Below are 6,631 nucleotides of genomic sequence, written 5' to 3' on the forward strand. Positions count from 1 at the left end.
TTGATGGTTATACATTTTTCTTCAATGACCTATATCATAATGTATAGTGATGTAAGTCATCTCAAAAGAATGAGTAGAAAAGTAGTTTGGTAGAAAAAAATTGCCATGAAATCCTTCAAACGTATTCTTGTACCTACTGACTTTTCTGAGACTGCAAACAATGCACTCCTCTATGCGCTTGAATTTGCACTCGCAGCAGATGCAGAGCTCATTGTCTTACATGCTTATCATGTCCCTGTGCCACCTTCCTATCATTATCCTGTGGGTTATTACGAAGGAGTTAGTCCGGAAGAGTTCAAGAGAGCAGCTGACAAAAAGATGGAAGTTTTACAGAATGATTTTTTGTATTCTCCAAAAATACCTTTTGAATGTGTCACCCAAGCAGGTTCTGAAACAGATATCATTGAAAGTACAGCAATAGAGAAAGATGTGGATTTGCTGATCATGGGAAGCCGGAAAGCTGAAGGTGCAAAAGCATGGTTTGGAAGTGTGACCACCCATACTGTGAAACATAGTAAGTTTCCGGTACTGGTCATACCTCAGGAAGCAAGATTTGTACGTCCACAAAAGCTAGTATTAGCCACTGATCTGGCGCCTATTGAGCACCTCAAGGTACTGGATACGCTTAAAGCAATGGCCAGGCTGTTCGGAGCCAACATGGAAGTTTTGCATATCCATCCTGAAAAAGAAGATTATACCCGCCAACAAACAGAATTCCGTGAAACTTTATGTACTTACTTGGGAGAAGCTACTGAAATTAACCATATCAGACATGAACATGTAAATGAAGGCATCCAACAGTACCTGGATAAAAAACAGGCAGATTTGCTGGTGATGCTACCTCAGCATCATGGGCTCTTAGATCAATTGATGCATAGCAGTAAAACAAAGTACATGATATTCCACACGCATAAGCCTTTGCTTGCTCTTAAGTAATCATATTCACTATGGGATACACTTTTGAATGATCAATCTAATTCGTTTAAGCTATTATGAAGGCTCAACGTCTGAGGAAATGATTTTTAGTTTCGTTTACCAGAAGTACCATGTCAAAATAGTCTGATAGTTGACTATGGTATTTATCTGAGTAAGGAAAGATTTTTCGTACTAGCCACTACATTTCTTCAGAAGAGAGGTTTTCTTTTCGTAAATCTATAAGATAGGCACTACTACCTGTTTCACGTCCTACCATAGGGAATCGTTCTTCAAGGAAATGAGTGATAGGTTCTTCTTCAAAATGAAAACTACCAACGGCAATAGAAAGATATTGATCCTGAAACCGGTTGTGTAAGTACTGACCTAAAGACCCGGCTGTATTACGTCCCATTTCCTGATTTGGTACCCAGGCAATTAGTTGAAGTTCGGTACTGCTAGTATCCATCCAATCAAAATAATGGCTAATCTCACTATTAATGCTCTGGTAATATCTTTTTAGATGAGATAGGCTGGTAATGTAGTGGTTGATCACTTTTAGTGCCTGCTCTGCTGCTTTCCGCTCTGCGTGAGGTAAGGTTGGTAAGTTATCATGTACACTACAGAGGGTGAGTAAGAGGTATTCCTGATAGGAAGGTGAATCATAATAATATAGCCCCCATGCTTCTTGTAAGCTGAGGAGTTCCCGTATGTTTTTCACTAAAGTGTCTACTTCCTGTTTCCATAACGTATCAGTATGTGTAGCTGCGATACTTTCTAGCCTGCTGAGGCTTTGGTCTACATCTTCATGTTGATAAGCCATTAAGATCACTTCAGGACGGTCATAGCTCCAGTCCAATATCTGGATCACCTCTGAATCATAATCGTTTTCCACCTGTATTACTCCTTTATTAACATACTGATAGATTTGCTCTGCATGATTGGAATCTAACTGAAAAGCCATGACGGAATAATCTGCATTGGGCAATAAGTATTGGACTATGCGAAAACGAATTTCAAAAGTTAACAGAGAATTATGTCCAACGCCAATGGCTCTTTTACCCTTTACAAACTGCTTGAGTGAATCCAGACCACTTAGTGAATGAGTATGTACAGGAATCGCGTGATTCGTTAACCATTCCCTTGCACTTTGGTCAGAAAGAGAAGAGCTGGTCATCAGTTGTTGAAGGGTCTGGGGGTAAAGCAAAGTAGTATATACTGTTCCTAAATACCCAAGCCAGCAGGGGGCAGATACACGGTTTACTCCTTTTAGACTTGGCTCAACCCAATATGCGTTGTTGATGACAAAAGCAAACTCAGTTTCGCTTATACCCAACAAGTTTAGAGGTAAAGATTTACGAAAAACTGTACTATCAATTTTGTCCATCTGGTATGCTTCAGTATTCCAGTTGTTAAAATCACCAGCAAGGGTTACACTGAAAATGGAAATGGCTGTTAAAGGTATTACGTTCTCATTATTTCTCTGAACTGCGAATTGATGATCAGAAGTGCTAAATTCAAAAAAAATACTATCATTCTTTGTATAATAACCCACAATGGAGACTTGCTGACTCATTCCCACTGAAGGAAAAAGAATAGTAAAGAATACTATGTATTTCAAATATTTCATAATGTGGTAGTATTAAAAGGACGCTAGATGTAAATGGACAATTGTAGGAATACATAAGTGCACACTTGATCCATAATTTCAAAAAATCACCTAGCATCCAATATCTGATTGATGAAGAATCTAGTCATCAAATCTGGTTTTTCAACCTATTGATTTAACTTAAAAGGGTAATAACCTCTTCGTCGGTAAGCTGAGGAAACGTTTCATAAAACTGGCTTACAGCATGAAAATTGTCAGAAACTTGCAGGCAAATTACAGTATCAACTTTCCGTAAAATGTTGTGATATGCCTCCTGAGATGCTACCGGACTTGCCACCACCAGGTGTTTTGGATTCTCTTTCTCTACTAAATCAACAGCAGCCAGCATGCTGCTACCAGTAGCTATGCCGTCATCTATCAGCATTACGATTTGATTTTTTATTCTAAGGGGTTTTCTGTCACCTCTGTACAGTAAATATTTTTCCTTGATGACTTTTTCTAAGCGGCGAATCTCTTGCTGTATATATTCTTCAGCAACATCTCCGTGCCTGTTGATAATATATCCCGATGTACTTACAGCGCCAAGAGCAAATTCAGGATAAAAAGGGTGCTTGATTTTTTTAACAATGGCCACATCCAATGGCCAATGCAATTGGTCTGCAATAAATTTACCAATAGGTACACCACCACGGGGTAAGGCTAATACTACTCCATGCTTTACATCCTGATACTGATGCAACTCTTTCATCAGTCGCTCAGCGGCATCCCTTCGGTCAAGGTATTTCATGAATCAAACAAAATTTAACAAAAGGTAATGAAGTGTATCTTCATTTAAACAGACATAAATCATAGCTGCCGATGATCTTGGTCAGTGAAAAAAAACAAAGGATTGTGTATGTTAAACTTCAAAATCTTTTGCCATGCAGTCATCTGATTTTCACCTGCTTGTCATGAAGGATTCTTCAAAGGAGATTACCTAAATTATTACTAAAGAGTAAAGAGAAAAAATGAGTATACTGGAGAAGTATAAAAATTCGGATTTTCTAAAAATACTTATCGCAGTAAAACTTGAGTTGAAATATGAATACTATACTCAACTTAACCCATTAGGGCATTGGCAATCATAAGGTAGATTAAGATGCTCAGGATGTCTTGCATGATGGTAGCCAGTGGGCCTGAGCCAAAAGCTGGATCTAAGCCAAAGCGTTGAAGTGTCCAGGGAAGTAAAAGGCCAACAGATGTGGCTACTGTGCCTGCTGCTACAACTGAAACACTCACTATCCAGGCTATTTGAATATTTTGAGAAATATATAGTGATACTGGTAGGCTAAGTATGCCCAGAATTATTCCAATTAGCGTTCCGGTACGAAGTTCAGTGTAAATCATTTTTTGAATTTTTACCCTGCTTAAAGATAATCCTCTGATGACAAGTGTTTCTGTCTGAGTACCAATTGCATCTGCCAGATAGACGATTCCCGGTACAAAAAATGATAGTGAGATATAATTTCTTAGTATGCTCTCATAGTCTGCCATGAGATAAGTAGAAATGAAAGAGCCTGCAAGGCCTATTAATAACCAGGGAAGACGGTGTCTGAGGCTTCTTAAAGGAGGTTCACCAATTACTTTTCTGGCATGACTGCTTTCTTTTCTGATCCCCGCAAGTTTGTGCATGTCTTCAATATGTTCTTTACGTAATGTCTCAATAATAATTTGGGCAGGAATGATGCCTATAAAATGTTCTTGCTCATCTATTACAGGTACTGTAGAAATGTTTTGGCTAATGGCATGGGTAGCTATGTATTCCAAAGAATGGTGTATCTTTACTGCAAAGCAAGGTTGCATCATGTCAACTGCCTTTTGATCAGCTGCGCTTTTGAGCAACTTATTGAATGTAAAGTAACCTTTCAGGTGGTTTTGAGTATCAGTTACAAAAATATATTGAATTTCTTCCCAGTCTGAGTTTCTGACTTCACCTAATGTTTTTTCTATAGTGTCTTCCAGACTTACAACAGGAACACGAGAATTAATAGATGCAATGGGCTTCTCGTTTTTCATAAGTAATTAAGAGTAATCGCCAGAAATGAGTGGTAACTTAGTGCTTTAGATATTTATTAGAGGCATCAATGAATAGCCTTTGAGTTAATATGTAAAATGGCAAGCTTGGAAAGATCAAGGTCTACACCTTTTTCCTCTGAAAGCGATTCTTCCAGCAGCTCTTTGATTTCAAACAATCCTAATTCTTTGGCAAATACACTTAATGTACCATAGCTGGCAATGTTATGATGACAAAGGTGTTGTATGGATGTAATGATTCCTGCATCTCTGACGGCTGCATCTGTACATCTTTTCACCATCTCCAGGGCTTCTGCTGTCAAGCCTTTTACCCCCTTGTTTTCTTCTCCATGAATATTTCTTTGTAAAAGAGAAAATATTTGTGTTATACGTTGCATATGTTTTCTTTTGGTTCCTATCAGATGATCAATGGATTGTTGCAGTTCTTTACTTGATGAGCTTTCCCTTAGTTTGGGCAAAGCTTCCAGCTGTTGCCGTTCTCCATCATTTTGTTCTTTAAGCTGTTCTACAAACAGCTCTTTTAAATCCTGTATGTACTTCATGCTTAGGTATACTTGTGGTAGTTGAATGTACGATATTCATTCACTGCATCTCTGGTTAATACTTGTCTCCTCAGGCTTATTATGTTAGTGCTGGTTTAATTAGAGCATGCAACTCCTTAGGAAGGTTGTCCATGATGTCCTGCCATTCTCCGGGAGATATATAGTGGCCTAATGCTTTAAATACCTTTTTAATCAAAAAGATAGAGTGATCGTGATCACCGAAGTCTTCTTCGCCAGTAGTACGATTTTTTGATTTTACTGCATCAATGAATTCCTGAAGGTGTTTTATTTCTGAAGGAGCTTTTCCATATTTCCATTCTGTCACATACATTCCTTTCAGAAATAAAGGTAGCTGGGCCATAAATTGGAAGGATTCCTGTATGCCAAGCCTGTCTCTAAGCGTGTGCAATACTGCTTTAAGAATTCTTTCTGCCTTTCTCACATTATCAGGTGCCTGTAGTTCTATGGCAAGCTCTGTCAGGAATTTATTGGCCTCAGAGGCGTGATGGTCAAAGTAATGCGTTCCCATAGTAGGCGAATTAAAAATTGAATATTTGGTTCTCTTGAAACCGTTTAATTGGTAGTATCAAAATTGATCAAATGCATGTACAAAACGGATGATCTAAATCACCATCAGCGTTGATTAAGATCATAATCCATATCTAATCTGGTTTAAAGTTTTTTAGAAAAATTTTAATGATTATGCAAATATTTTAGAGTCACGGAGATTTCTACAGGGAATAATAGTGATACTGAACGTATGAAATATGTCTTTATGGTTTTGTAGGAAAAGTTACTTTTTTAATATCTTTTTATTAAACAACAGATAATTATTAGTATCTGTAATCTTGTTTTGTATAGAAGGTTAGCTCAAATTTTATACATATCCTCGTTGTAGCTGTAAAAAGTCAACAGTAATCCATATAAATCGCCATCAGACAAACTCAGGTACTACACCCTGACTTTTCTCCTTTTCAGTTCTGTTGACAATCACACATTCTGTGGTCAATAACATACCAGCAACAGAGGCAGCGTACTCCAGCGCCAAACGACTAACCTTGGTAGGATCTATGATGCCGCTAGAATATAAATTTTCAAAGGTTTCGTTTTTGGCGTTAAACCCGAAATCATCGGTTCCGTTTTTTACCCTGTAGATAACTTCAGACTCCTCTACTCCAGTATTGATGATGATTTGTCTTAGAGGTTCTTCCAGCGCTTTTTTAACAATGTCTACCCCTGCTTTTTCATCTTCATTGAGCACCTCTACGCTTTGCAAAGCCGATAATGTTCGGATGTACGCTACACCACCTCCTGGAACAATCCCTTCCTCTACAGCAGCGCGGGTCGCATGCAGCGCTTCATCTGGCTTATGCTAAAATTAGTCAACACACCTACTGGTAACTCTTTATTAATCAAGTATTTAAGCATGATCACTTCAAAATACTATTCGCTAAGAACTAAAAAACAAGCGGTACAATATGTTCAGGCTGGGCTA

The 6,631-nt window shown here is 38.2% G+C and carries 7 protein-coding genes; 1 reads left to right on the top strand and 6 read right to left on the bottom strand.

Features of this window, described 5'->3' with window-relative positions:
* Positions 1 to 105 precede the first annotated feature (105 nt).
* Positions 106 to 936 carry a universal stress protein gene (locus tag WJR50_RS24025; protein WP_341295845.1) on the top strand — a complete coding sequence of 277 codons (831 nt, stop codon included), beginning with the start codon at positions 106 to 108 and terminating at the stop codon, positions 934 to 936.
* Between the two features lie 178 nt (positions 937 to 1,114).
* Here the strand turns inward: WJR50_RS24025 and WJR50_RS24030 are convergent, their stop codons facing one another.
* The 6 genes from WJR50_RS24030 to WJR50_RS24055 form a co-directional block, all read right to left on the bottom strand.
* Positions 1,115 to 2,542 carry a hypothetical protein gene (locus WJR50_RS24030; protein WP_341295846.1) on the bottom strand — a complete coding sequence of 476 codons (1,428 nt, stop codon included), beginning with the start codon at positions 2,540 to 2,542 and terminating at the stop codon, positions 1,115 to 1,117.
* 154 nt (positions 2,543 to 2,696) lie between these two features.
* The gene (locus WJR50_RS24035) at positions 2,697 to 3,308 is read right to left on the bottom strand and encodes a phosphoribosyltransferase (protein ID WP_341295847.1); all 612 of its coding nucleotides are present in this window, start codon (positions 3,306 to 3,308) and stop codon (positions 2,697 to 2,699) included.
* Between the two features lie 311 nt (positions 3,309 to 3,619).
* Complete coding sequence (locus WJR50_RS24040) at positions 3,620 to 4,576, bottom strand: magnesium transporter (protein ID WP_341295848.1); 957 nt, start codon at positions 4,574 to 4,576, stop codon at positions 3,620 to 3,622.
* A 65-nt stretch (positions 4,577 to 4,641) separates the two neighbouring features.
* Complete coding sequence (locus WJR50_RS24045; RefSeq protein WP_341295849.1) at positions 4,642 to 5,136, bottom strand: DUF892 family protein; 495 nt, start codon at positions 5,134 to 5,136, stop codon at positions 4,642 to 4,644.
* Between the two features lie 79 nt (positions 5,137 to 5,215).
* The gene (locus WJR50_RS24050; protein WP_341295850.1) at positions 5,216 to 5,665 is read right to left on the bottom strand and encodes a DUF2267 domain-containing protein; all 450 of its coding nucleotides are present in this window, start codon (positions 5,663 to 5,665) and stop codon (positions 5,216 to 5,218) included.
* A gap of 405 nt (positions 5,666 to 6,070) precedes the next feature.
* Positions 6,071 to 6,490: a TCP-1/cpn60 chaperonin family protein gene (locus tag WJR50_RS24055; protein ID WP_341295853.1), complete on the bottom strand. Its 420-nt coding sequence runs from the start codon at positions 6,488 to 6,490 to the stop codon at positions 6,071 to 6,073.
* Positions 6,491 to 6,631: the final 141 nt, after the last annotated feature.

Source organism: Catalinimonas locisalis (assembly GCF_038039535.1).
Taxonomy (GTDB): domain Bacteria; phylum Bacteroidota; class Bacteroidia; order Cytophagales; family Cyclobacteriaceae; genus Catalinimonas.